Origin of the sequence: Phyllobacterium endophyticum, from assembly GCF_003010935.1 — a bacterium.
Lineage (GTDB): Bacteria > Pseudomonadota > Alphaproteobacteria > Rhizobiales > Rhizobiaceae > Phyllobacterium > Phyllobacterium endophyticum.
The window spans coordinates 185,402-207,774 of sequence record NZ_PGGN01000004.1 but is presented as its reverse complement, the minus strand read 5'-3'; the positions used below and the strand labels follow the sequence as shown (position 1 = coordinate 207,774).

Sequence of the window (22,373 nt, the reverse complement as noted above, 5' to 3'; positions counted from 1 at the left end):
CTATCCTTGCTTACGTGTCCTGCGTCATTGCCTTTTTTTCATTGGCGATGAGCCAAAGATTGCGGATGTAGACGAAAAGGCCGAGTCCCTGACCGGCGATGAACACAGGGTCCTTTCGAACGACGGCATAGATGAAAAGCAAAGCTCCGCCGAACAGCGAAAAGAACCAGAATGTCACTGGCACGACACTGCGCTTGGCGCGCTCCGAGGCAATCCACTGCACGACGAAGCGCATCGTAAAACATCCCTGGGCAAAAAAGCCGAGGAGAACCCACGCATCGAACTGGGCGATGAAGACCGAGTGCAGCCAATTGGTAATCGCATCAGCCATGACTGATCTCCGTAATCGTTGGAACGGTCTTGCGACGTTTTCTCAGCCACCAGACACCGTATAGGTCGAGAATACCGCGCAGGCCGCGGTCAAGAATGCCGTAGTTCGACTTGCCGTGACGACGTTCGCGGTCAACGACGTCGACATGAACCACGCCGTAGCCCTCACGCAGGACCAGCGCAGGCAGGTAGCGATGCCAGCCGTCGAAGAAAGGCAGTTCGCGGAAAAGCTGCGTGTGCACGGCCTTGAGGCCGCAGCCGCTGTCGCGCGTATCATCCTTGAGGATCGCGCTGCGCAGCTTGTTGGCATACCTGGATGCAAGCTGTTTCAGCTTGGTGTCCGTGCGCTTGAGCCGTTGCCCGGCTGCGATACCGGTTGCCGGCCCCGCTTCCAGCAATGCATCGGCCAGCAGAGGCAGATAGGCCGGATTGTTTTGACCATCGCCATCCATGGTAACCACAACCTTGCCTTTCGCGGCGAATACCCCGGAGCGAACGGCTGCGCTTTGGCCTGCGGACCTGTCGTGGCGGACGTGGCGCAACGGCTTTCCGGCCTTGATCCGCTCGCAAAGTGCCTCACCCGTCGTATCGGTCGAGCCGTCATCGACCACGATCACTTCGTAGCTGCGGCCTTCCATGGCTGCATCCACTTCATCGAGGAGAAAGGCTAGATTGGCGGCCTCATTTCGGCACGGAATGACGATTGTAATTGCCGGATTGCTCAAGTTGCAGGCTTTCGTAGTGGGACTTCAGGCGCGCTCATAACATCGAAAGCGCCGCCGTGCCATCCTCATTTGTCTGTCATCACCGCTGAGAGGTCTTTTGAAAAATTCAATGTGATGAGTCAATTGGTGCGGTTCTCGAGAGACCGGAGCGCAGCGGACATTCTTGTCCATGAGCATTGAAGCGCAGAGAAACGCATCAGATGACCGTCATAATGGATTTTTTAAGGCCTTTTGTTGCGGATGTCGGATAGGGTCCTTGCCGGTGTAATCGCTTCAGGATCGAGTTGAATCTCTATGATTGCGGGCTTGCCGCTCTCGACCGCCCGTTGCCACGCACCTTCAAACTCCTCCGTTGCGGCCACTGTCTCTCCGTGTCCGCCATAGGCGCGGGCAAGCATGGCGAAATCCGGGTTGGTCAGGTCAGTTGCTGACACTCGGCCGGGGTATTCCCGTTCCTGATGCATGCGGATTGTGCCGTAAATATTGTTGTTGATGACAAGAACGATGATTGGCAGGCCGTATTTTACAGCAGTCGCAAAATCCTGGCCGTTCATGAGGAAACATCCATCCCCGGCAAAGCATATGACCATCCGTTCCGGATTAAGCTGCTTTGCCGCTACCGCCGCTGGCAGACCATAGCCCATGGAACCGGATGTCGGCGCTGCCTGCGTCCCAAATCGCCGGAAGCGGTGGAACCGATGCAGCCACGTTGCATAGTTGCCCGCACCGTTGGTCATGATTGCATCCTCCGGCAGGACGCTCTCGAGATAGGACATGATCGGTCCCATTGCGACCTCGCCGGGTCCGGTCTTGGGCGGGGTCGACCAGGCGAGGTAGGATTCATGCGCGGTTTCCGCTTCCCCCGGCCAGTTGATGTGGGACGGCGGTGCGAGATGTTCGACAGCTTCGGCAAACGTGTCGGGTGCTGAATTGATCGCGAGGCTTGGGCGATATACCCGTCCAAGTTCATCCGCGTCCGGATAGACGTGGATTAATGTCTGCTTCGGATAAGGGCTGTCAATCAGCGTATAGCCGGAGGACGGCATTTCACCAAAACGCCCGCCAACAAGCAGCAACACGTCAGCTTCTTTCACCCGCGTTGCCAATGCCGGATTGATGCCGATGCCGACATCGCCCGCATAGTTGGGATGCAGATGATCGAACAGCATCTGGCGCCGGAAGGAGCAGCCGACAGGAAGATGCCATTTCTCGGCGAACCGTGTGATCGACCGGACAGCATGTTCGCTCCAGCGCGAGCCGCCGAGGATCATGAACGGCTTTGTCGCGCCTTGCAGAAGATCGGCCAGTTTCTCGATGCAGGCGGGTGAGGGACCGGTCTCCACCGGTTGCCATCCCTGCGCGGCCACTGCTTCAACCTTGTCCGTCAGCATGTCTTCCGGCAAAGCCAGGACCACCGGACCCGGTCGGCCCGAGGTGGCAACAGAAAACGCGCGCGTGACGAATTCGGGAATACGCCGCGCATCGTCGATCTCAGCAACCCATTTTGCAGTATTAGCAAAGAAGCGTCGATATTCCACCTCCTGAAAGGCCTCGCGCTCGCGGGCGTCGCGCTGCACCTGTCCTATAAACAGGATCAGCGGGGTTGAATCCTGCCTCGCGATATGGATACCGGGAGAGGCGTTGGTTGCGCCTGGACCACGCGTGACAAAGCAGATGCCCGGTTTGCCGGTAAGCTTGCCCCACGCCTCGGCCATCATGGCAGCACCGCCTTCGGCGCGGCACACCGTAACTCCGATTCCTGTATCGTAAAGTGCATCGAGAACAGCAAGATAGCTCTCGCCTGGCACGCAGAACAACCGCTCCACTTGATTGGCAGCCAAGGCTTCGACGATCAGTTCACCGCCCGTTTTCATCAGATGCATCCTTGAGTTCCCCGAGAATTTCAGCGCTGTGCTCGCCGAGACGCGGCGAGGGCCGTTGGTAGGAAAGCGGCGTTTTCGACATCACGATCGGCGTTCGCACCGATGGGATCGTGCTGCCGTGACTGTCCTCGAGATCAAGGCGCAATCGCCGCGATACGATCTGCGGATCGTCGAACATCTCGCCGATCTGGTTGATGGGCCCGGCGGGCACTGCATTGCGGGAGCAGGCGTCCAGTAGCTCGGCGCGGGTACGCTTTCTCGTTTCGGCTCTGATCAGTAAGGTCAGCTCGGCACGATTCTCCAGCCTTGCGCGGTTACTCAGGAAACGCGGATCGCTGGCAAGTCCCTCCAGGCCGACAATTGCGCAAAACCTTGCGAACTGCCCGTCATTGCCAACTGCAAGAATCATATGACCGTCTGATGTCGGTACAACCTCATAGGGCGAGATGTTCGGGTGTGCGTTGCCCATTCGGTGCGGGCTTTTGCCCGTCGCAAGATAATTCATTGCCTGGTTTGCCATGACAGCCGATTGCACGTCGAACAGTGCCATGTCGATCAACTGACCTTCGCCTGTCTTTGCTGCATGTGCGAGCGCTGCCTGGATGGCAATGACGGAATAGAGGCCAGTGAAGACATCGGCGACGGCCAGGCCGACTTTTTGCGGTTCGCGATCAGGTTCTCCGGTGACGGACATCAGGCCGGACATGCCCTGAATGATGAAATCGTAACCTGCTTGGCTGGCATAGGGGCCATCCTGCCCAAAGCCGGTAATCGAACAATAAACAAGACGCGGGTTTTCGGTGTTCAGGGATTCGTAGTCGAGCCCGTACTTCTTCAATCCACCGACTTTGAAATTCTCCAGAACAACATCAGCGCTACGGCAAAGCGCCCTGACGGTCTCCCGCCCTCCCGGGGTGGTGAAATCAAGCGTAATAGAGCGCTTGCCGCGATTGCAGGAGTGGAAATAGGCCGCAGAAAGGCTCTCGCCTTCGCTGCTGTTGATAAAGGGGGGCCCCCAGCCTCGTGTCTCGTCGCCTCCGGCGGGATTCTCGACCTTGATGACGTCAGCGCCGAGATCTGCAAGCACCTGTCCGGCCCATGGTCCAGCCAGGACGCGGGCAAGTTCGATAACCCGCACACCCGTCAAAGGAGCATCAGCCATATTTCAAGCACTCGCCAGTTTGGTCGGTCGTTTTGAGACCGAGCGCGAAGCCCAGTCTGCGAAATCCTGCATGATTGACTCCCGGTTCATCTCGTTCAGGCCTTCATGCCGCGTGTCTTCATAGATCTTTGTGGTGACATTCGTGAATCCGAGTTTCTCCATTCTGCTCTCAAGATCCCTTACAGCTTGGCCCTTCGCGGTAGCAGGATCTTCGGAGCCTCCGACGAGATTGAAAGGCAGCGAGTGCGGTACCTTGGAAAGCCGTGCATTATCTGCACCATCGAACATGAACTCGAGAATGTCACGCCACATGCTCACAGTCGGGTTCCATCCTGACAATGGATCGGTGAGATAGGCGTCTACTTCGTCCGGGTCGCGCGACAACCAGTCGGAGGCCGTGCGTGCATTGGCAATGCTTCGGCCCCATTGCTGGAAGGTCAATTTCGGCAGGATCATGCTCGGCACATCTGATCCGAGAAGCATCCGCTCTGCGCGCAGGATACCCTGAGCAATCCTGCCTGCAAGGCCCGCGGAGAAATTGGCATTCCAGATGGCCACCGCGTCCACTTTATCCGGGTGCGTCACGACGTAGTTCAGAGCAATCAGACCACCCATGGAATGACCAAACAAGATAACAGGCAGGTCGGGGTGACGCGCGCGTGCCAGGTTATTGATTGCGTCAAGGTCGTCGAGAACATAGTTCGGTCCGTCTGCGGGAGCGAAACGCCCCAACGGAGCTCCGTTCGCTCTGGTCAGTCCGTGCCCCCGGTGATCGTGGGCGTAAACATGAAAGCTCTGTTCGTTGAGGAACTCGGCAAAACGCATGTAGCGCAGCGAATGCTCGCTGACACCGTGGCTGATCTGAACAATGGCGCGCGCTCGGCCGCGAGATGCGGAAAACCGCATGGCAAGCGCCGCCCCTGTCGGGCTCGCAACCGTTTCAACGCCTTCGAAAGTCATTCAGTGCCTCCCGTCGCAGTTGAAGCGGTGGCGCATGAATAGTCAATCCGGAATAATTTCCAATGAAACGCGCTCAATTCAAAGCGCTGATGCACAAATAATAATCATCAGAAAACATATGCAACATTAATTTGCAAACCCCCTTGCAATCCTCAAAAACATGCCTCAGAAGTTCAGTCCGAAGGACGTCTTATCCTCGATTGTTGCAACTGCAAGTACGCTGTTAGGCGAGCCACGCGGGGATGCGGCAATTACGATCGACGCCTGCCAGTTACATGGCCGTTCAGGGGAGAAGAGGACGCTCCCCGACTGCGGCACCAGAGGGGAAACCGGGTGACGGAAATATCCGCGCCCGGTTTCGCTCGTTTGAGAGGTTGGCTTTGATCATTCAACGTCGCTTCCTATGAATCCACTTCCTTCTGTCCGGATAGCCACGCACAGCATTGCTATCCCGCAAATGGCGGCGTCAAACCAAATGGTCAGACTTGGGGTGAGGGCGTGAGAAGGATAGAGCTTGACCCCAGTGATTTGCCCGAAATAGTCCGTCCATCCATTGCCACAGGAGCCCCTTTCGCCTACATACGGCGCAAATTCATGTCCCTAAAATCCCGAACACCGGAGTGACGCGCGTTATGGCACGCCAATTCATCTATCATATGGCCGGCCTGAACAAGGCATATGGAACCAAGAAGGTTCTCGAAAACATTCATCTTTCCTTCTATCCCGATGCCAAGATCGGCATCCTCGGACCGAACGGCGCCGGCAAGTCGACGATCCTCAAGATCATGGCCGGGATGGACAAGGAATATACCGGCGAGGCGTGGCTCGCCGAAGGCGCGACTGTCGGCTATCTCGCTCAGGAGCCAGTGCTCGACCCGAGCAAGGATGTGATGGGCAATGTCATGGACGGGGTCGCCGACAAGAAGGCGATTCTCGACCGCTACAATGAAGTCATGATGAACTATTCTGACGAAACAGCCGACGAGGGCGCAAAGCTGCAGGATATCATCGATTCCAAGAACCTCTGGGATCTGGAATCGCAGGTGGAGATGGCAATGGAAGCGCTGCGCTGTCCGCCGGGCGATAGCGAAGTGACCAATCTTTCCGGTGGTGAACGCCGCCGCGTCGCGCTGTGCCGGCTCCTCCTGTCGCAGCCTGATCTCCTGCTCCTCGATGAGCCTACGAACCACCTGGATGCGGAAACCACTGCCTGGCTTGAGAAGCACCTGCGCGAATACAAGGGCTCGGTCCTGCTGATCACCCACGATCGCTATTTCCTCGACAATGTGACCGGCTGGATTCTTGAACTCGACCGCGGTCGCGGTATTCCTTATGAGGGCAATTACTCGGCCTATCTCGGCGCCAAGGCCAAGCGCATGCAGCAGGAAGGCCGCGAAGACGACTCGCGCCAGAAAGCTCTGGAACGTGAGCGCGAGTGGATATCGGCGAGCCCCAAGGCCCGTCAGGCGAAGTCCAAGGCGCGAATCAAGGCCTATGACGCCCTGGTCGATGCCGCCAACGATCAGCGCCCTGGCGATGCACAAATCCTTATTCCGGCAGGCGAACGTCTCGGCCAGGTAGTGATCGAAGCGGAAGGTCTCACCAAGTCTTTCGGAGATCGCCTATTGATCGAGAATCTTACGTTCAAGCTGCCGCCCGGCGGCATTGTCGGCATTATTGGCCCGAATGGTGCCGGTAAAACGACCCTGTTCAAGATGATCACAGGTCAGGAGAAGCCGGATTCCGGCACGATCCGCATCGGCGAGACGGTTCATCTTGGCTATGTGGATCAGAGCCGCGATCACCTGAAGGCAGACAAGAACGTCTGGGAAGAGATCTCGGGCGGCAATGAAATTATCAAGCTCGGCAAGTACGAGATGAATTCACGCGCCTATGTCTCGGCGTTCAATTTCAAGGGCGGCGACCAGCAGCAGAAGGTCGGCAATCTCTCCGGCGGTCAGCGCAATCGCGTACATCTGGCGAAAATGCTGCAGGCCGGCGGCAATGTGCTATTGCTCGACGAGCCGACCAATGATCTCGACACCGAGACGCTGGCGGCGCTTGAGGACGCCTTGGAGAAATATGCAGGCTGCGCCGTGATCATCAGCCACGATCGCATGTTCCTCGATCGCCTGGCGACGCATATTCTCGCGTTCGAGGGCGACAGTCACGTGGAATGGTTCGAAGGAAACTTCGAGGACTACGAAAATGACAAGATCCGTCGTCTAGGTCCGGACAGCGTCAATCCCAAGCGCCCGAGTTACAAGCCGCTGACGCGCTAGGTAGTGAGGGGGGCAAGCACACAGGCCCTTCCATCACCGTTTTTGACGAAGCTATCAGACATATTCGCTGGTGATCGTAGCCCGAACTTCTAGTATGCGGGAAATTCATGGAGTAGCGGAATGACTGACCTGTTTGGAACCCGGACAGAAATACTTCCTTCCCGCAAGATCAGCGGCCGGGTGAGCGGGTTATTTGAAGCACTCGCTGGCGATTTTGTCACGACGCCAGCCGCTTCGCTCGAGCTCACCTTCGAGGGTATTACCGGCGATTTCCACGCCGGTTCAACCCGCAGGTCGGGGGGGGCGCGAACCCTGGTATCCGCGCGGCACGGAAATGCGCAATGAGCGCCAGCTGTCCATTCTCGCATCGGACGAACTGGCCGATATTGCAGCTGGTATGGGATTGCCGGAGTTGAAGGCTGAATGGATAGGCGCCAATATGGTTCTCGATGGCATTGCCTCCCTCTCCATGCTGCCGCCACGGACGTTGATGTTTTTCGAGGGCGGCGTCACCTTGAAGGTGGATGGCCAGAATGCCCCGTGCAAGGTTGCAGGACGTTCCATCGGAGAACGTGCAGGCACAGACGATCATTTGACGACAGCGCTGGATTTCGTCCGGGTATCAAAACGTCTTCGCGGCATCGTCGCCTGGGTCGAAAAGCCGGGAATCATCCGGGCAGGCGAAAAGGTCGATGTGCGCGTGCCCGAGCAGTGGATTTATCATCCCTGAGGGGGAAGCGCCATGCCAGAAGTTTCGCAAGGTCCCCTTGCCGCCGAGACATTCTCAGATGATGAACGCGCGGCGGTCTATAAAGCCATCCACACGAGACGCGACGTTCGCGACCAGTTTCTGCCGCAGCCTATCCCGGGCGACGTGCTGATGCGGTTGCTCGACGCGGCGCATCACGCACCCTCGGTCGGATTCATGCAGCCCTGGAATTTTATAGTTATCCGGGAGGAGGCGCGAAAGGCACAGATACATCGTGCATTCACCCGCGCTAACGAGGAAGCTAAGCTCCTGTTTGGGGACGAGCGTCAGGCGCTGTATTCCTCGCTGAAGCTCGAAGGCATCTTGAAAGCGCCGTTGAATCTGTGCATCACCTGTGACCGCACGCGCGGCGGCAAGGTAGTGCTTGGACGTACGCATAACCGGCAGATGGATCTGTATAGCACGGTATGCGCGGTGCAAAACCTGTGGCTCGCAGCTCGCGCCGAGGGGATCGGAGTAGGCTGGGTCAGCATCTACCACGATCAGGACGTGCGCGGTGTCCTCTGCGTCCCTGATCACGTCGAGATCATAGCCTATCTCTGTATCGGCTATATCAGTGAACTCTACGATGCGCCCGAACTGGAAAAGCGCGGCTGGCGCAACCGGCTGCCGCTGCAGGAGCTGATCTTCGAAGAGGTATGGCAGCAACCTGCTAGCTAGGGTCCTCCTCGTCGGGATCGAGCAGGCGCGTTGCGCGCCATTCCGTCAACTTCCGATTGATCGCATCAAGTACGAAGAACCGGGCGGACTCTTTGTCGTAACCCTCATCGCGTAAAGCGTCGTAGTCAGTGTGTTGATGGCGGACATGAGCAACCGCCGCAAGCCACACGGCAATAGGCGGTGGAAGGGACCTCATATGCGGCGCGCCGGCAGCGGCTCTTATCGGCTCGGAATCCGAATAGGGCACAGCCGGCAGCAGTAGCGTCAGGGCTTTGTTGATTGCGCGCTGCCGGTTTGTCCCTGTGCTCATCCGGCTATCCTGTATGATTCCTTCCATATTTCAAACGCGGCGAAATTTGTCGTCAGCGGCAAAAACAGCTTGCGAAATTGCGATTTCTCACATAAACATATCTTTATGTCTTTTGAGGTGAATGATGGACAAACGTGATCTCAATCTTGACCTGATGGTCGATACGCTCAAAGCGGCGGCGGAGCCAAGCCGTCTGCGTATTCTGGCATTGTTGTCCCGTGGCGATCTGACCGTCTCGGATCTTACAACCATTCTTGGTCAGTCACAGCCACGTGTCTCGCGACACCTCAAGCTGCTGTTCGAAGCCAGTCTCATCAATCGTTATCAGGAGGGTTCCTGGGCTTATTTCCGCTTGGCGGAATCGCTCATCGTCGGCGACATCGCTCGCTCGCTCCTGCATCGGCTCGACTATGCCGATCCTCTGCTGGAGCGCGATCTTGAACGCCTCTCTGCTGTCAAACTGCAACGCCGCGAGCGTGCTGCAGCCTATTTCAGTGCCAATGCCACCAGCTGGGACGCGATCCGATCGCTGCATGTTCCGGATGGAGCGGTAGAAGACGCTCTGATCAAGATCATCGGTCGCAAGCCCTTCCAGGCCATGCTGGATGTCGGGACAGGCACTGGCCGCCTGCTCGAACTGTTCTCGCCGCTTTACGTGCGCGGTGTCGGCATCGACATCAATCGTGACATGCTGACCATTGCACGTTCGAATCTGGACCGGGACGGCATCACGAACGCCCAGGTGCGCCACGGGGACGTTTATTCGCTGCCGGTCGAGCGAGAGTCTTTCGACCTGGTGACCATTCATCAGGTGTTGCACTTCCTCGACAATCCGGCTGAAGCAATTCGCGAAGCGGCCCGTGCCATGCGGGCGGGCGGGCGAATGCTGATCGTTGATTTTGCCCCGCACGAGCTGGAATTCCTGCGCGACAATCATGCGCATGTGCGGCTGGGCTTCAATGACAGGCAAATGCGTGAATGGCTCACCGAAGCCGGTTTGATGCTTGAAGAAAGTCACGAGCTTGAGCCGAAAGACAAAGATAAGCTTACGGTCAAGTTGTGGCTGGCACGCGACCCGCGCCTGCTTATGGCCGATCCTGATTTAAACTCCCGCGTCACGGAGAGCGTATAATGAGTTTTTTCCGACAGTCCCGCCGTTCCGATCTCGGTACGAACATCCGGGTTTCGTTCGAATTCTTCCCCCCAAAGACCGAACTCATGGAAGAGCGGCTTTGGGAAACCGTGACGCGTCTTGCGCCTCTCAATCCGGACTTCGTGTCGGTGACCTATGGCGCCGGCGGCTCGACCCGCGAACGCACGGCACGCACGATCAAGCGCATTCTGACCGAAACGGACGTCAACGCGGCGGCTCACTTGACCTGCGTCGATGCGACCAAAGAAGAGGTCGATGCGATTGTTCGCGAGTTTGCAGCCATGGGAGTCAAGCGCTTCGTGGCGTTGCGCGGCGACCCGGCTGGCGGCGTGGGCGCTCATTATAAACCTACACCCGGTGGCTATGAGAATGGTGCCGAACTGGTGGCTGGTTTGAAGGCCTTTGCCGATTTCGATATTTCCGTTTCCGCATACCCGGAAAAGCATCCGGAAAGCCCGGATTTTGCTACAGACATCGACATGCTGAAGCGCAAGGTCGATAACGGCGCTACGCGAGCGATCACACAGTTCTTTTTCGAGAACGATCTTTATGAACGCTACGTAGAAAAGGTTCGCCGCGCCGGCATCTATATTCCGATCCTGCCAGGTATCCTGCCGATCCATAATTTCGCGCAGGTTACGAATTTCTGCTCCAAAGCTGGAACGCACATTCCTGCCTGGCTGGCCGAGCGGTTTGATGGGCTGGAAAATGATCCGCAGACGCATGCTCTGGTCTCGTCAGCGGTTGCGGCCGAACAGGTGCTTGATCTGGTCGAACGCGGTATCCAGGATTTCCACTTCTACACGATGAACCGGGCTGATCTGCCCTTCGCAATCTGTCATCTCATTGGCATTCGTCCCGCCAGTGGAAACGCGGTCGAGGTCAATCTGGCTGGTGCTGCTGCCTGAAGGATTGTGAATAGGGAAACGGCCCGGTTGCTATAACCGGGCCGTCCAGTTGTTAAGTCGCTTAACGGTCAGAGACCATCTTTGTAGCGTTCTTTCTTTGATTCAGGGGATTAGTCCTACGACCATTGCACCGATAAATGCGAACGCTGCACAGATCATAAGGACATTCATCGATCGAGTTAGTCCCATCGTTTGTCTCCTGCAGTTAACCCATTCATCATAGCGCAAATTCGCCACATAAAAAGCCCAAATATTACGCTCCTGTGACATCTAGCCTAGAATTTTTTTGCGCAACAACACTAAGTTTCTGAATTTAAACCCATTTAGAGCGGTTAAAAAATGTTACTTTGACGAGAAATAGTAATGCGAGCGGTATATTTTTGCACTGCAGCAAAAATGACACACGACCCCTCTATTGCTTAGCTCTGCCACATTTGAGACAGATTTAAGTCGCGGACTTTAACAGCAGGGTAGTAGCCAGACGTTGAAAACTCTACGCTTTTGAGCGCTTCCTGATAGCTGCAACAAATCGTCCGTCTATGGTCAATAGTCCGAGCCCGATCAACGCCATTCCGAAGAAGTCGTGCACGGCCAATACTTCGTCAAGAAAAACCGTTCCGAGCAGGATGGCACTCACAGGAACGATCAGGGTGACGAGCGATGAGTTGGTCGCCCCGGCAGCGCGGACGATGGAAAAATACAGGATATAGGCGAAGGCAGTCGACAGGAGTCCGAGACCAAGAATGGCGGACCAAACGCCGCTATCAATCGATGCCAGATCCGGTACTCCGTCATATATCAGCGCTGTCGGAATCATGATCAGCGTCGACGCCGTCATCTGGCCTGTCGACGTTACGGTGGATGGAACCTCTTTGAAGCGCTTGGCAAGTATACCGGCAAATGCATAGGAGAGGGTTGCGCCGATTACGGCTGCTTTTGCCCAAAGCGGACCGCCCAACCCGGTAAGCGCGCCTGGCCCGACCATGACAATGAGACCGAGCAGCCCGAGAAGAATGCCGCCAAGCTTGTTCGCGGTAACCTTCTCGTCAACCGTAAGCACGGCAGCAATGAGCACTGTCCAGATCGGCGTCATGGCGTTGAGAATCGACTCGACACCAGCGCCAAGAACCGTCTGTCCGATAAAAAGCAGCGAGAAAGGGATTACGTTCATCAGCAGCCCCAGCCCTGCAAAGCCGAGCGCATGCTCCCGGTAATCCCAGAAACGGATGCCGCGGCAAAGGAGATAGAGGTGCAGAGCCAAAGCTGCAATCGCTACGCGGAACAGCACGAGCGTCAGCGGCGGCACAACTTGAACTGCAACGCGGGCAAAGAAGAACGAACTGCCCCAGATGGTGCCGAGCAATAGCAACTGGAACCATACGAATCCGGACATCGAAAGTGGATCGCGCGAAGCCGCTTGGGTAGTGGACAAAATTCTCAACCTTTCGGCCAGAGTGCAGTACCAGCGCTTTTATGCATGTGCCGGTAAAAAGCCACCCGTTTCTTGCGAGAATATCCGACTTTCGCCCGTCACGTGTCCTTGCTAGAACGCTGACATGACGCAGAACACTCAGATGCAACGATTCGCCTCCGCCCGCGATGCAGCGCTTACCCTGCGGCCAGATCAGCCCGTATATTGCTTCCGCCCGCAGGTTCTGATCGAGGATGCCCATCAGTTCATGAAAATGTTCCCGGGTGAGACCGCTTATGCGGTCAAGACCAATGGAGAAAACCTTGTGCTGGAGACGCTCGCGCGCAATGGCATCAATACGTTCGATGTAGCCTCGCCGGGGGAATTTGCCGCCGTTCGCAAGGTCGCGCCAGACGCGCAAATGCTTTACATGCACCCGATCAAGGCCCAGTCGGACATCCGGCTCGCTCTCGAGACGTATGGCATTCGTGTTCTGGCGGTGGACCACGAAGATGAGATCGCCAAAATCACGCGTATCGTTCGGGCGCTCGACATCGATCCGGCCAGCATAACGCTCTATATACGCCTGCAAACCAAAGGCCATGCGGCCTATGAGCTGTCGAAGAAGTTCGGTGCGGCACCGGCACATGCAGTCGAGCTTCTGCAGCGTTCTGACAAGGTCGGCTACAAGGTTGGCCTGTGTTTCCACGTAGGCAGCCAGATCGAGGATCCGGATACCTATGAGCGTGCCTTGAGCTCGGCTGACTGGGTGCGCAACCGCGCCGGGGTGCCCTTGGCTGGTCTGGACGTCGGTGGTGGCTTTCCCGCCGAATACAGACATGATCCGCGACGCAAGCAGGTCGAAATGCCCTCACTCGGCCAATTGATGTCGCGGCTTCGCGGCGATATCGTTGAATATGGCTTTGGTAATTTGCCCCTTGTGGCAGAGCCTGGCCGCGTCATCGTCGCCCGCTCTTTCTCACTTATTGTCCGAGTGCTCTTGCGCAAGGGCAGGCGGCTCTACATCAACGATGGCATATGGGCATCCCTGTCGGACTCTTGGACCGGCAAGATCACGCTTCCCGCCCGCTTTATCCCCGACCCTGCCAAGAAGCACCGCAATGGCGATCCAAAGGAAATTGTGCCGTTCCGCGTCTGTGGCGCAACGTGTGACTCAGTTGATATTCTGTCACGCCCGTTCTGGCTGCCGGAAACAGTCGATACTGGCGATTGGATCGAGATAGGAAATATCGGCGCCTATTCTCTGTCGCTGCGCACCCGCTTCAACGGTTTCTATCCCGACACTTTCGTTGAGGTGGAAACACCTTTCGACGAGGGCGACAGGCCGGAAGGCTTCGCCTCGCTGGAGACGATGGCGCCTGCGCAGTAAGTACAGCTTCCTGACGTTCCTATCGATTTAAAGATGTAATAATGCTGACATGCGAATAGATACATGCAAGATCTTTACGATGAAGGCATCAGAACTGTAGCAGTGTTTTATCCCGACCTTGTTTCAAAGGACAAGGATGGAAAATATTCTGCGACAAAAACACTTTTAGCAGCAACAAAAGCAAAACTTGATGTAATTGCATGGACAGTCGAGTATCAGACGCCCTCAAGGGGCGGCGATGAAATATATAATACGTTGACGTCCTCGCCAAGAACGGTGCAAAGGGCGTATTCTCCAATTGGCCCGAAACGGTAAGCTACTACGCAAGTTGTATGGGCCTGAAATAACAAGCAATAGCCCCAGTCAGAGAATTGGGCGCTCCAATTCTCTGGTGACTATCGAACTTATAGCCTGCTCAGAAGCTCCGGTGTCGGCCAGGAATCAGCCGGCATACCCAGCCGAATCTGCTCCTCGCGCACCGCATCGCGTGTGAGAATGCCGAACACGCCATCGATCTTTGGTCCCATATCGTGTCCGCGGGCCGCAAGCTTCTGCTGCAACTCTTTCATCTGTTCAGGGCTCAGCCCCTGTTCAGGTGTCGTTGGCTCAAGCGGGCCAGCGCCAGCCAGCCGGGTAGCGAAGTAAGCTGCCGTTGTCGCATAGATGATCGATTTGTTCCATTCGACGAAAATATCGAAATTGGCGTAGGAAAGAAATGCCGGTCCTTTTCGCCCCATCGGCAATAATAGCGATGCATCGCCATCGTCCGGACCAAGCGGTCCTTTCATGCCGGTAACGCCCCACGCGGCCCATTTTGAATGTGGCAGGCGGTTTGTCCGCATGGCGTTTTCCCAAGGCAGTTCCTGCGTGAGCTTTACTTCTTCCAGCCATGGTTCACCCTTGCGCCAACCGAGATCACGCATCACACGTGCAGCGGTCATGATGGCGTCCGGTGCGCTGTGTTTCAGATCGACCTTGCCATCGCCATCACCATCGACGCCGCGTTCGAGATAATCGGTTGGCAGCATCTGCATCTGGCCGATCTCGCCAGCCCAGGCGCCAGTCGTCTTGGCATCGACGACACCGCGATCGAAGAGCTTCAGAAGAGCAATCAACTGCGGGCGAAAGAGCTCCGGGCGACGGCAATCGAATGAGAGAGTGAGCAGAGAGTTCAGCGTGTCGAAATCACCTTGAACCGCGCCGAAATCCGTCTCCAGCCCCCAGAAGGAAGCGATCACCGGGCCCGGTACGCCGAATTCTGCTTCGGCCCTGGCAAAAATGTCCGCATATTTCTTCAGGTTTGCCGCACCCTGTTTCAAACGGTAGTCAGAAACCATGCGCGACGAAAACGTAAGAAAGGTTTGATTGAAGACACCTTGTGCGCGATCGCGCTCCAACACCTTGTCATCCATCGATGCCTTGAGGAGTTCACTCAACCCCTTCTCGCCCACGCCTGCTGCTCTTGCCTCGGCAATCAGCCCATTGAACCACGGCTCCAGTTCGCCGCCGCAGGCAGGCTTCGCAACAACCGGTTGCTCAGCCGCTACGTGATCCAGCGCGTGGGCGCTTGATAGGGAGAAGAGGCTGGCGGCAAGTGCAATCGATAGTTTGTTCATCGGGAAAATCTCATGGGTACAGAGCGCAACAAGATGACGCGCGGACTTTCCTGCTAATGCACGAATATGCCGATGGCGTGAAGTCAAAGAAGCGGGAGAAGGCGCCGGTTCTGAGCTTTATCGCACTTTGTTGCGCACCAGCCACTGTTTCCAGGCGCTCTCATTGCCCGCAAACACATTGATGTCAGCGTCGCCCCGAATGCCGGGAATTGCTCCAGTCCCGGTATATTGCCAGAACGTCCAGGGATGCGGTCCGTATTTCTCGTCCGGATGACCCGCAACCGAGCGCAGCCAAAACGGATAGGCTGAGAGTTGCCGCAGATCGTTATCGTCGAAGAAATCGACAGTCGTATAGATGATCGGCCGCTTGCCATAGTGGCGTTCAACGATATCCAGGAATGTGCGCATTTCGCTGCGGACAATGGCGGCGTTCGGGCGGAGCTTGCAGGAAGGAGATGCGGCGTTCCACTCCATGTCGAGCACAGGTGGCAAGGCGCCAGGATCATTGGGAACATGCTCGATGAACCAGCGCGCCTGCTCCTTTGCAGTACGGCAGAAATAATAGAAGTGATAGGCTCCGCGTGGAATACCGGCAGCACGTGCCCCCGCCCAGTTCTGCGCGAAGCGTTCGTCGAACCGGTCGCCGCCTTCTGTTGCCTTTATGAACACAAAGGAAATCCGGCTACCGCGTACCGTCTGCCAATCAATCGTAGATTGATATTTGGAAACGTCTGTTCCATGGATCGGATAGCGCCACGGCGTCCTGCCTGTCCAATCGTGGGGATCGCTATCTCCAAAGCGCGGCGCGCTTATACTGCCAGATGGGGCTGCAATCTGTTGAATGGCCGAAGGCCGCTTGGCTTCCGAGAAGTCATAGTCAACTGTTGTGCAGCCAGCAAGCAAGAGGGTCAGTAGAGTGGCTGCAAGTTGTTTCATGAAGGCGTTCCGTGATCGAATCGTGGGCTGTGCGACTTACGCATCGATACTGATGCTTCATTATGCTTAACAGATCGTGAGCGACTGTGCCCCTGGCGATCGTCGCAGAGATAATAGCCTCCATTTTGGTGGCTGCATGATGTTCTGGCCCGTGTTACTCGTTGCAACCTGAGTTTGAGTCTGTCAGCTCGGATCGCCATTTGGGGACAGGAAATGATGAGAAGACTTGGCTTGCTGGTTTTGCTCGTCGGCTTGGTAGCGTTCGCAAATGCCTTTTTGGCAACCTGGGTAACGATCGACCGGAACGACCTCGCAGTTTCCACCGGACAGACCGGAAGCTGTGTCCGCCCGGATATTCCCAGCTTCTGGAGGAATTATCGCGGCTATCCCGACTATGATAATGAATTGATTGCCGACTATTTTGGCATCTACGCCGCCTATGCATCCAACGCGTATCAGCCGATCCCTCGCGAACGTTTCAAATTGCAGCCAGACAGTTTCGGCTGGACGCCCCAAGGCGAACCGATCGTCAGGCCGGGCGGCTTCTATGCAGAGCTCTATTACCGCAAGGCGGCTGATCGCTTGTCGGTGATGGTGGTCTTCAGGGGCAAGGACAGCGCCACCAGCCTGACCGATCTGATCAGCGAAAACACCTACTTCACCCAGATGATAAATCCCTGGGATCAATACCGCACAGCGCGTAAGGAGTTTGCCAGGATCCGCAGGGAGGCACAGCGGAATTCGGACGGTGTTCCGGTCGAGTATATCATGGTCGGGCATGGACTTGGTGGTGGGCTCGCGCGCCACATGGCAGCGGCGTTTCCCTGTACGGCCGCCATCGTTTTCAATTCATCGTTCATATCGAACAATCGCCGCTTGGCGGAGCAATATGATGGGCAGGTCGTCGATCTCTTTGCCGATAACTCGCTTCCCTCGAGAATGGCAATCCTTCCAAACCCCCGTGCGTTCTTCCGTGTTTCGCGCGTGCACCAATGGTATCGCGTCCGCAATGCCGGAAACTTCTCCGGGCCGCAAGGGATGCAAAGGGCGGCCGTTGCCATGGCGCGAATACCGGTCATGTGTCTGCTTCGTTCCGACTGCGAATTGAACAAAACCACCAGCGGGGATGCTCCGGAAGCCAACCCGCAAAGCAACCGCACGGCGGCGGATATGTCGATGCTTTACTGTCTTGCCGGGCCGAACTCGGAAGGTTCGAAGGGAGATTTGTGCAAATAGATTCTCAGTATCTGCGCCGGATTACGGAGATCCAGGCGAATCCCCTGTAGAGCCGGCGAGCCTCGCTTTCGCAATGCGTTCCGGCGGCTATCCGCTCTGCCACGTCGAACAGGTCCTTGCGCGGTGTGACGTGATACCATTCCAGCCATTTATAAAGCGCTGTCCTGGTGAATCCCGGCAGGTCCTTCAGGTCGCCAAAATCGACGATGTGCAATGAACCACCGGGCGCCAGATGGCTGGCGGCTTGGCGAATGACGTCTTGCCATTGCGGTATCATCGAGACTGCATAGGAGATGAAGATCCGGTCGAACTCACCCCGTCCGAAAAGTGCTACCGGGTTGAAATCGGCGGCGTCGGCGTAGGCGAGACCAACCCGATCGCTCAACCCGGCTGCCGCGGTCTTCCTGGCGGCAGTCGCCAGCATTTCATTGGAGATGTCCAGGCCATGCAGGGAAGCGTGGGGGTAGCTTTTGCCGGCCAGGATCAGGTTTCTGCCGGTACCGCACCCAATCTCGAGTATACTTCCATTCTCAGGAGGATTCAGGCCGGCGATCATGGGATCGCGCCCGAGAAGGTAATACTTGCGCGTCACATCGTAGAAATGGCGCTGATGCCGATAGACCCTGTCCATCAGCGTGCGATGTTCGATCTTGGCGAGCATAAGCTTCAATCCCCGAGCGTGTAGAGATGGAAGCCCCCATAGATCGACGAGCGGTCTCGCGCGTGGAGGGCAAGCGATTGCTTCTTTTTGTATTCCCATCGCCCAAGGACGGCATCGTCGATGCGACCAGGCAGGATGGTTGGCTCCGCCGCAGTTCGAAATATGACCCTGGCTTCCGGAGCGGCGGTGCGCGTGATTTCGTGCCAAAGTTCGTTGAGCTGCGCGTCGTTCATCCAGTCCTGCGCGTCGAGGAGTATGAAGCGGTCAACAGATGCCGCGGGCTTGGCCGCCAGGAATTCGGTCAGTGACGCGTTGACGACACTCATTCTCCCGGCGCGCTCCCGCACGGTGGCGAAATTGCCGCGTGAAAGATATGGCGGCAAGGGCCCCGTTTCCGCGTCGTCACTATAGCCGCGGCCAAAAGCCTGCCATGCGAAATAGTTTTCGGAAAGCGGAAAGCCGCATGCGAGTTTCTCCAGGCGACCACGCAGAACCTGAGCCATGTCGCCGTTCCCGGCGGTAGCCAGAGCATCATATTGCTGCGGCGGAATGCCCAAACCAAACAGCGAGGATTTTCGTTTCGTTGCCCAGCGGATCATACGCTTGTCAAAGAGCGGGGCAAGCGCGCTGTCGAAATAAACGCGCTGCTCCTCCATCGTCGATGATTTGAGGATGTCGCGCGGATCGATGCCGTAGAGTTTCGCCACGCGGTGCCCCATGCCGATGAACAGTCCGAGCAACCCGTGGCGATAGAGGTCGCGCGAAAAGATCGTGATACGCCGGCGTCCCGACAACATGCGCTTTTCCCAATAGGCGCGGCTGGTGGGATCCAGATGATGACGAATAAACCGCTCATAGGCAGCAAGATTGGCCTTGTCGTCGGCTGTGCCATAGAAGCGGTAGAACGCATCGTAATTTGGCAGGTTCGCCACTGCCGCAAGCTTCAGACGATTGAAGGCGACGTGGGCGGTGTTCAAGTCCACGGCCTCGACACTCGCGGGATCAGCGGTAAGATAGGACATGGCGTTGCAGCCGCCGGACGCTATGGTGACAATACGGTGCCCGGAGCCGATTTGCAGGGCCTCCATGTCTACTTTTGGGTCTTCCCATATCTGCGGATAGACCAGTCCCTTGAAGACATAGGCAAAAAGCCGCTCGGACAGCCCCGCACGTGACAGGATGCTGTTTTGACGGATCGCCTTGTCGAGCTTCGCGCGGCGCGGGAGAGGGGCATTTGTGGATCGTCTGGCAAACGGCATCTAATCGAATCCCCTTTGTTGGAAATTCCTGCTCGCCTAACATTTCGATGTAACAGCCGGGTGACGTGCTGACCTAGTGACTTGCTGTATCGATTCAACTTATCCGCGCAAGTTGTTGCTACTCCGTTGTTCTCACTATGTGACAGCGCTGCAGGATATTTGATCAAATTGAGCTAATTGGTTGATTTTCCCACTTTTCCGGGAACCGTTGGTTGTTATATGTCGTTACGATGACGGTTTTGTAACAGCCGCCAAAGCAGGCGGTGGAGATAGTGGTGGACAGGCAGATCGGGCGAGCTGAACTTGAAACTGATGGTGTGCTTCGACCCGATACTTCCACGGTTCAGTCCCCTGCGATCCCTGTTTACCTACGGCACGTCAGCCATTTCCTCGCGGTTTTCGTCCTCTCGACACTTCTGGTTTTTGCCGTGGAGCTGATATCACGGGGCTCGTTCTCGGATACAATGCTGTTTTTCCAGGAACTCTACAGGCCTGCGTGGACGACTGTTGGCTTGTACGCGCTTGTCATGATCGCGTTCGATGCGCTGCTTGGACGTTCCCACAATGGGTTGCTGGTAGTTGCTCCAGGCGCATTACTGTTCACATGGATCGGCCGGCAGAAAGCGCTGTATCTCGGTGATCCGCTTTATCCGACGGATTTTCTTTATTCACGCCAGATTGTCGATCTTCTGCCATTGCTGGCAAGAGAACGTCCATGGACCGCCTTTGCCATTGCGGTAGCTACGATACTGGCGGTTGCCGGATTGATCCTGACGTGGCGGTACTGGCGCCAACGCACGTTGAGATTGAACGCCAAAGGCAGGCTGTGGCGGCTCGCGGTCGTGGTTCCGGTGCTGGTCTCGTTCGTCTCAATCATGGACTACAACAATTTCTCGTGGGCTCGCGATCGGCTAAGGGTGCAGCCGATCATGTGGGACCAGAAGGAGAACTACGCGCATAATGGTTTCACCATGGCCTTCGCGCTCAATCTGCCGATGGTCAATGTATCCGCTCCGCAAGGCTATTCGCCTGAGGCGATCAACGCGATGTCCGTGCGGTCTTCAGCCTCCGGTACAGGGGAGAAGCCCGACATCATCATGGTGATGAGCGAGTCCTTCTGGGACCCCACGCGGCTACCTGGGGTAAGCTTCAACCGCGATCCGATCCCGACGGTACGTGCCAGGCAGTCGGGCGCAGTTTTCTCCCCTGAGTTCGGCGGGATGACGGCCAATGTGGAGTTTGAAGCGCTTACCGGCTTCTCCAACGCCTTTCTACCCTATGGCAGCATTCCCTATCAGCAATATGTCCGCCACCCATTGCCTTCCCTTGCAACGTTCCTGAAAAGCGAAGGCTACGCGACAAAAGCCATTCATCCCTATCGCGAATGGTTCTGGAATCGCCGCAACGTATATCAGGCGTTCGGCTTCGACACCTTCCGCTCGGAGGAAAATCTGCCCAGGCTCGCCTCGCGGGGACCGCTGGTTTCCGATGCGTCCCTTATTGAAGAAGTCATTCGTGAGGCCGATGAAACCGAAGGTCCGTTCTTTTTCTTTACTGTGACGCTACAGGGTCACGGCCCTTACGAACCCTACCGCTACAAGAATCCATCGATCGATGTTGCGACAGAATCAGGCGTTGCGGAACGCGAAGCTATCAGGACCTATTCTGAAGGTGCCGCCGATGCGGACCGGAGTTTGAAGAAGCTCATGCGATGGGCTGCCAAGCGCCAGCGTCACACGATCCTGGTATTTTTTGGCGATCATCTGCCTCCGCTGGGCGATGCCTATATCTCCACAGGGTATATGAAGGGACGCGTCGCAGACAGGCGCGCTCCTCTCGCAGATATGCTGAAACAACATGAAACCCCCCTGGTTATCTGGTCAAACCAGACAGGAACGGACCATGGTATCGGCACGGTCAGTCCCTCGTTCCTGCCCTTGCATGTACTTGAACTTGCCGGCTTAAGCCACCCGTATTACACGGGCTTTCTCGGGTCGATTCGCGATCGGTACAAGGTTATAGATCGCCATATGCTCTTATCTTCGGAGGACGTGTCTACTCCGGACTGGAGCGAAAAGAGCGATACCGATCCGCTCATCAACAGGTTCCGGTTATTGCAATACGACATGATGTTTGGCGAACGGGCGGGGCTCGACAAGTTCTTCCCTGAGATGAAGGCGCATGGGCCAGCAAGCTGAGCCTGCTTTCATCTGAGGTCAAGCCGCAGTAACTCGTCGTCATACGATTGCCCGTCAACGCGCAGTGCATCTTTCTCCAGACCGAACACAGTAAAGCCAAGTCCGAGATAAAGCGTTCGCGCGGATATGTTTGCGGCCATGACCGTTGCGTGCAGCGTATCGACATGCAGGTGAGCATAATCAATGACGGTTTCGGTCAAACGTTTCCCGAGATTGTGCCCGCGCCAGTCATTGTCGACGAACACGCCCCACAGCAAGCCCTTGTGCCTTTGTTTGACCTTGGTGCTCATGGCAAATCCGGCCATACCCACTAGAACCCCATCCGCGAAGGCACCGAAGACAGCGTTGGGTCTGTCATCGAGGCGCCGGCGGATTTCCTCAATACCAAGCTCGCGTTCCTCTTCATAGCTCGAACCGAAAGCCTCTGGCGCGCTGCGCAATCCATGCAGTCGCAGCGCATGAAAGGTTTCGGCATCGCTGCCGTTCAGAATCCTTATCGAGGGGTCAGGTGCGTGCGCCATATA

The 22,373-nt window shown here is 56.5% G+C and carries 20 protein-coding genes and 1 pseudogene; 9 read left to right on the top strand and 12 right to left on the bottom strand.

Translation table 11 applies throughout. From position 1 onward, the window contains the following. Positions 1-10: 10 nt before the first annotated feature. The 5 genes from CU100_RS19220 to CU100_RS19200 all read right to left on the bottom strand — a co-directional run bounded on the left by CU100_RS19220 (position 11) and on the right by CU100_RS19200 (position 5,060). Positions 11-331, bottom strand: a complete 321-nt coding sequence (locus tag CU100_RS19220; RefSeq protein ID WP_106718214.1) for a lipid-A-disaccharide synthase N-terminal domain-containing protein — start codon at positions 329-331, stop codon at positions 11-13. Further along, a complete protein-coding gene (locus CU100_RS19215; RefSeq protein ID WP_106718213.1) occupies positions 324-1,055 on the bottom strand; it encodes a glycosyltransferase family 2 protein in 732 nt (243 codons plus the stop codon). The genes CU100_RS19220 and CU100_RS19215 overlap by 8 nt, the downstream gene beginning before the upstream one ends. Before the next feature lie 221 nt (positions 1,056-1,276). Beyond that, complete coding sequence (locus CU100_RS19210) at positions 1,277-2,929, bottom strand: thiamine pyrophosphate-binding protein (RefSeq protein ID WP_106718644.1); 1,653 nt, start codon at positions 2,927-2,929, stop codon at positions 1,277-1,279. Next, the gene (locus CU100_RS19205; protein WP_106718212.1) at positions 2,913-4,100 is read right to left on the bottom strand and encodes a CaiB/BaiF CoA transferase family protein; all 1,188 of its coding nucleotides are present in this window, start codon (positions 4,098-4,100) and stop codon (positions 2,913-2,915) included. Before CU100_RS19205 ends, CU100_RS19210 begins: the two co-directional genes overlap by 17 nt. A 3-nt stretch (positions 4,101-4,103) precedes the next feature. Beyond that, the gene (locus CU100_RS19200) at positions 4,104-5,060 is read right to left on the bottom strand and encodes an alpha/beta hydrolase (protein WP_106718211.1); all 957 of its coding nucleotides are present in this window, start codon (positions 5,058-5,060) and stop codon (positions 4,104-4,106) included. Between the two features lie 632 nt (positions 5,061-5,692). On the opposite strand from CU100_RS19200, the gene ettA reads away from it, so the two are divergent. From ettA to bluB, 3 genes and pseudogenes are all read left to right on the top strand, one after another. Beyond that, entirely contained in the window at positions 5,693-7,342 is a 1,650-nt protein-coding gene (ettA, locus tag CU100_RS19195; RefSeq protein ID WP_106718210.1) for an energy-dependent translational throttle protein EttA, read from the top strand. Positions 7,343-7,462: 120 nt separating this feature from the next. After that, positions 7,463-8,072 (top strand): annotated as a pseudogene (locus tag CU100_RS19190) (MOSC domain-containing protein). A 12-nt stretch (positions 8,073-8,084) separates the two neighbouring features. Continuing rightward, positions 8,085-8,771, top strand: a complete 687-nt coding sequence (bluB, locus tag CU100_RS19185; RefSeq protein WP_106718209.1) for a 5,6-dimethylbenzimidazole synthase — start codon at positions 8,085-8,087, stop codon at positions 8,769-8,771. Here bluB and CU100_RS19180 read toward each other — a convergent pair. Beyond that, positions 8,764-9,081 (bottom strand): DUF2293 domain-containing protein, encoded by a 318-nt coding sequence (locus tag CU100_RS19180; RefSeq protein WP_106718643.1) that lies wholly within the window; start codon positions 9,079-9,081, stop codon positions 8,764-8,766. The genes bluB and CU100_RS19180 overlap by 8 nt on opposite strands. Positions 9,082-9,205: 124 nt before the next feature. Here CU100_RS19180 and CU100_RS19175 point away from each other — a divergent pair, with 124 nt between their 5' ends. Further along, a complete protein-coding gene (locus CU100_RS19175) occupies positions 9,206-10,213 on the top strand; it encodes an ArsR/SmtB family transcription factor (protein WP_106718208.1) in 1,008 nt (335 codons plus the stop codon). Continuing rightward, complete coding sequence (gene metF / locus CU100_RS19170) at positions 10,213-11,142, top strand: methylenetetrahydrofolate reductase [NAD(P)H] (RefSeq protein WP_106718207.1); 930 nt, start codon at positions 10,213-10,215, stop codon at positions 11,140-11,142. The genes CU100_RS19175 and metF overlap by 1 nt, the downstream gene beginning before the upstream one ends. A 493-nt stretch (positions 11,143-11,635) precedes the next feature. Here the strand turns inward: metF and CU100_RS19165 are convergent, their stop codons facing one another. Next, on the bottom strand, positions 11,636-12,577 hold the full coding sequence (locus CU100_RS19165) for a DMT family transporter (RefSeq protein WP_407070362.1): 942 nt from the start codon (positions 12,575-12,577) through the stop codon (positions 11,636-11,638). A gap of 139 nt (positions 12,578-12,716) precedes the next feature. Between CU100_RS19165 and CU100_RS19160 the strand changes: the two genes are divergently transcribed. Further along, complete coding sequence (locus CU100_RS19160) at positions 12,717-13,943, top strand: alanine racemase (protein WP_106718206.1); 1,227 nt, start codon at positions 12,717-12,719, stop codon at positions 13,941-13,943. A gap of 63 nt (positions 13,944-14,006) precedes the next feature. Next, on the top strand, positions 14,007-14,258 hold the full coding sequence (locus CU100_RS19155) for a hypothetical protein (RefSeq protein WP_106718205.1): 252 nt from the start codon (positions 14,007-14,009) through the stop codon (positions 14,256-14,258). An 89-nt stretch (positions 14,259-14,347) separates the two neighbouring features. On the opposite strand, the gene CU100_RS19150 is transcribed toward CU100_RS19155, so the two are convergent. Continuing rightward, positions 14,348-15,559: a lytic murein transglycosylase gene (locus CU100_RS19150; RefSeq protein WP_106718204.1), complete on the bottom strand. Its 1,212-nt coding sequence runs from the start codon at positions 15,557-15,559 to the stop codon at positions 14,348-14,350. 117 nt (positions 15,560-15,676) lie between these two features. Continuing rightward, positions 15,677-16,495 (bottom strand): glycoside hydrolase family 25 protein, encoded by an 819-nt coding sequence (locus CU100_RS19145; protein WP_106718203.1) that lies wholly within the window; start codon positions 16,493-16,495, stop codon positions 15,677-15,679. A gap of 213 nt (positions 16,496-16,708) precedes the next feature. On the opposite strand from CU100_RS19145, the gene CU100_RS19140 reads away from it, so the two are divergent. Continuing rightward, positions 16,709-17,731 carry an alpha/beta hydrolase family protein gene (locus CU100_RS19140; RefSeq protein WP_146141879.1) on the top strand — a complete coding sequence of 341 codons (1,023 nt, stop codon included), beginning with the start codon at positions 16,709-16,711 and terminating at the stop codon, positions 17,729-17,731. Between the two features lie 4 nt (positions 17,732-17,735). On the opposite strand, the gene CU100_RS19135 is transcribed toward CU100_RS19140, so the two are convergent. After that, positions 17,736-18,392, bottom strand: coding sequence for a class I SAM-dependent methyltransferase (locus CU100_RS19135; RefSeq protein ID WP_106718201.1), 657 nt, complete (start codon positions 18,390-18,392; stop codon positions 17,736-17,738). A gap of 5 nt (positions 18,393-18,397) precedes the next feature. Next, positions 18,398-19,651, bottom strand: a complete 1,254-nt coding sequence (locus tag CU100_RS19130; protein ID WP_106718200.1) for a DUF3419 family protein — start codon at positions 19,649-19,651, stop codon at positions 18,398-18,400. 275 nt (positions 19,652-19,926) lie between these two features. Here CU100_RS19130 and CU100_RS19125 point away from each other — a divergent pair, with 275 nt between their 5' ends. Further along, a complete protein-coding gene (locus CU100_RS19125; protein WP_407070355.1) occupies positions 19,927-21,849 on the top strand; it encodes an LTA synthase family protein in 1,923 nt (640 codons plus the stop codon). A gap of 8 nt (positions 21,850-21,857) precedes the next feature. Here the strand turns inward: CU100_RS19125 and CU100_RS19120 are convergent, their stop codons facing one another. Next, complete coding sequence (locus tag CU100_RS19120; protein ID WP_106718199.1) at positions 21,858-22,370, bottom strand: GNAT family N-acetyltransferase; 513 nt, start codon at positions 22,368-22,370, stop codon at positions 21,858-21,860. Between the last annotated feature and the right edge of the window lie 3 nt (positions 22,371-22,373).

Excerpts from the sequence above, each read along its gene's own strand:
- CU100_RS19220 (WP_106718214.1), bottom strand. The coding sequence starts at position 331 with ATGGCTGATGCGATTACCAATTGGCTGCACTCGGTCTTCATCGCCCAG.
- CU100_RS19210 (WP_106718644.1), bottom strand. The coding sequence starts at position 2,929 with ATGAAAACGGGCGGTGAACTGATCGTCGAAGCCTTGGCTGCCAATCAA.
- CU100_RS19205 (WP_106718212.1), bottom strand. The coding sequence starts at position 4,100 with ATGGCTGATGCTCCTTTGACGGGTGTGCGGGTTATCGAACTTGCCCGC.
- CU100_RS19200 (WP_106718211.1), bottom strand. The coding sequence starts at position 5,060 with ATGACTTTCGAAGGCGTTGAAACGGTTGCGAGCCCGACAGGGGCGGCG.
- ettA (WP_106718210.1), top strand. The coding sequence starts at position 5,693 with ATGGCACGCCAATTCATCTATCATATGGCCGGCCTGAACAAGGCATAT.
- bluB (WP_106718209.1), top strand. The coding sequence starts at position 8,085 with ATGCCAGAAGTTTCGCAAGGTCCCCTTGCCGCCGAGACATTCTCAGAT.
- CU100_RS19180 (WP_106718643.1), bottom strand. The coding sequence starts at position 9,081 with ATGAGCACAGGGACAAACCGGCAGCGCGCAATCAACAAAGCCCTGACG.
- CU100_RS19175 (WP_106718208.1), top strand. The coding sequence starts at position 9,206 with ATGGACAAACGTGATCTCAATCTTGACCTGATGGTCGATACGCTCAAA.
- metF (WP_106718207.1), top strand. The coding sequence starts at position 10,213 with ATGAGTTTTTTCCGACAGTCCCGCCGTTCCGATCTCGGTACGAACATC.
- CU100_RS19160 (WP_106718206.1), top strand. The coding sequence starts at position 12,717 with ATGCAACGATTCGCCTCCGCCCGCGATGCAGCGCTTACCCTGCGGCCA.
- CU100_RS19155 (WP_106718205.1), top strand. The coding sequence starts at position 14,007 with ATGCAAGATCTTTACGATGAAGGCATCAGAACTGTAGCAGTGTTTTAT.
- CU100_RS19150 (WP_106718204.1), bottom strand. The coding sequence starts at position 15,559 with ATGAACAAACTATCGATTGCACTTGCCGCCAGCCTCTTCTCCCTATCA.
- CU100_RS19145 (WP_106718203.1), bottom strand. The coding sequence starts at position 16,495 with ATGAAACAACTTGCAGCCACTCTACTGACCCTCTTGCTTGCTGGCTGC.
- CU100_RS19140 (WP_146141879.1), top strand. The coding sequence starts at position 16,709 with ATGATGAGAAGACTTGGCTTGCTGGTTTTGCTCGTCGGCTTGGTAGCG.
- CU100_RS19135 (WP_106718201.1), bottom strand. The coding sequence starts at position 18,392 with ATGCTCGCCAAGATCGAACATCGCACGCTGATGGACAGGGTCTATCGG.
- CU100_RS19130 (WP_106718200.1), bottom strand. The coding sequence starts at position 19,651 with ATGCCGTTTGCCAGACGATCCACAAATGCCCCTCTCCCGCGCCGCGCG.
- CU100_RS19120 (WP_106718199.1), bottom strand. The coding sequence starts at position 22,370 with ATGGCGCACGCACCTGACCCCTCGATAAGGATTCTGAACGGCAGCGAT.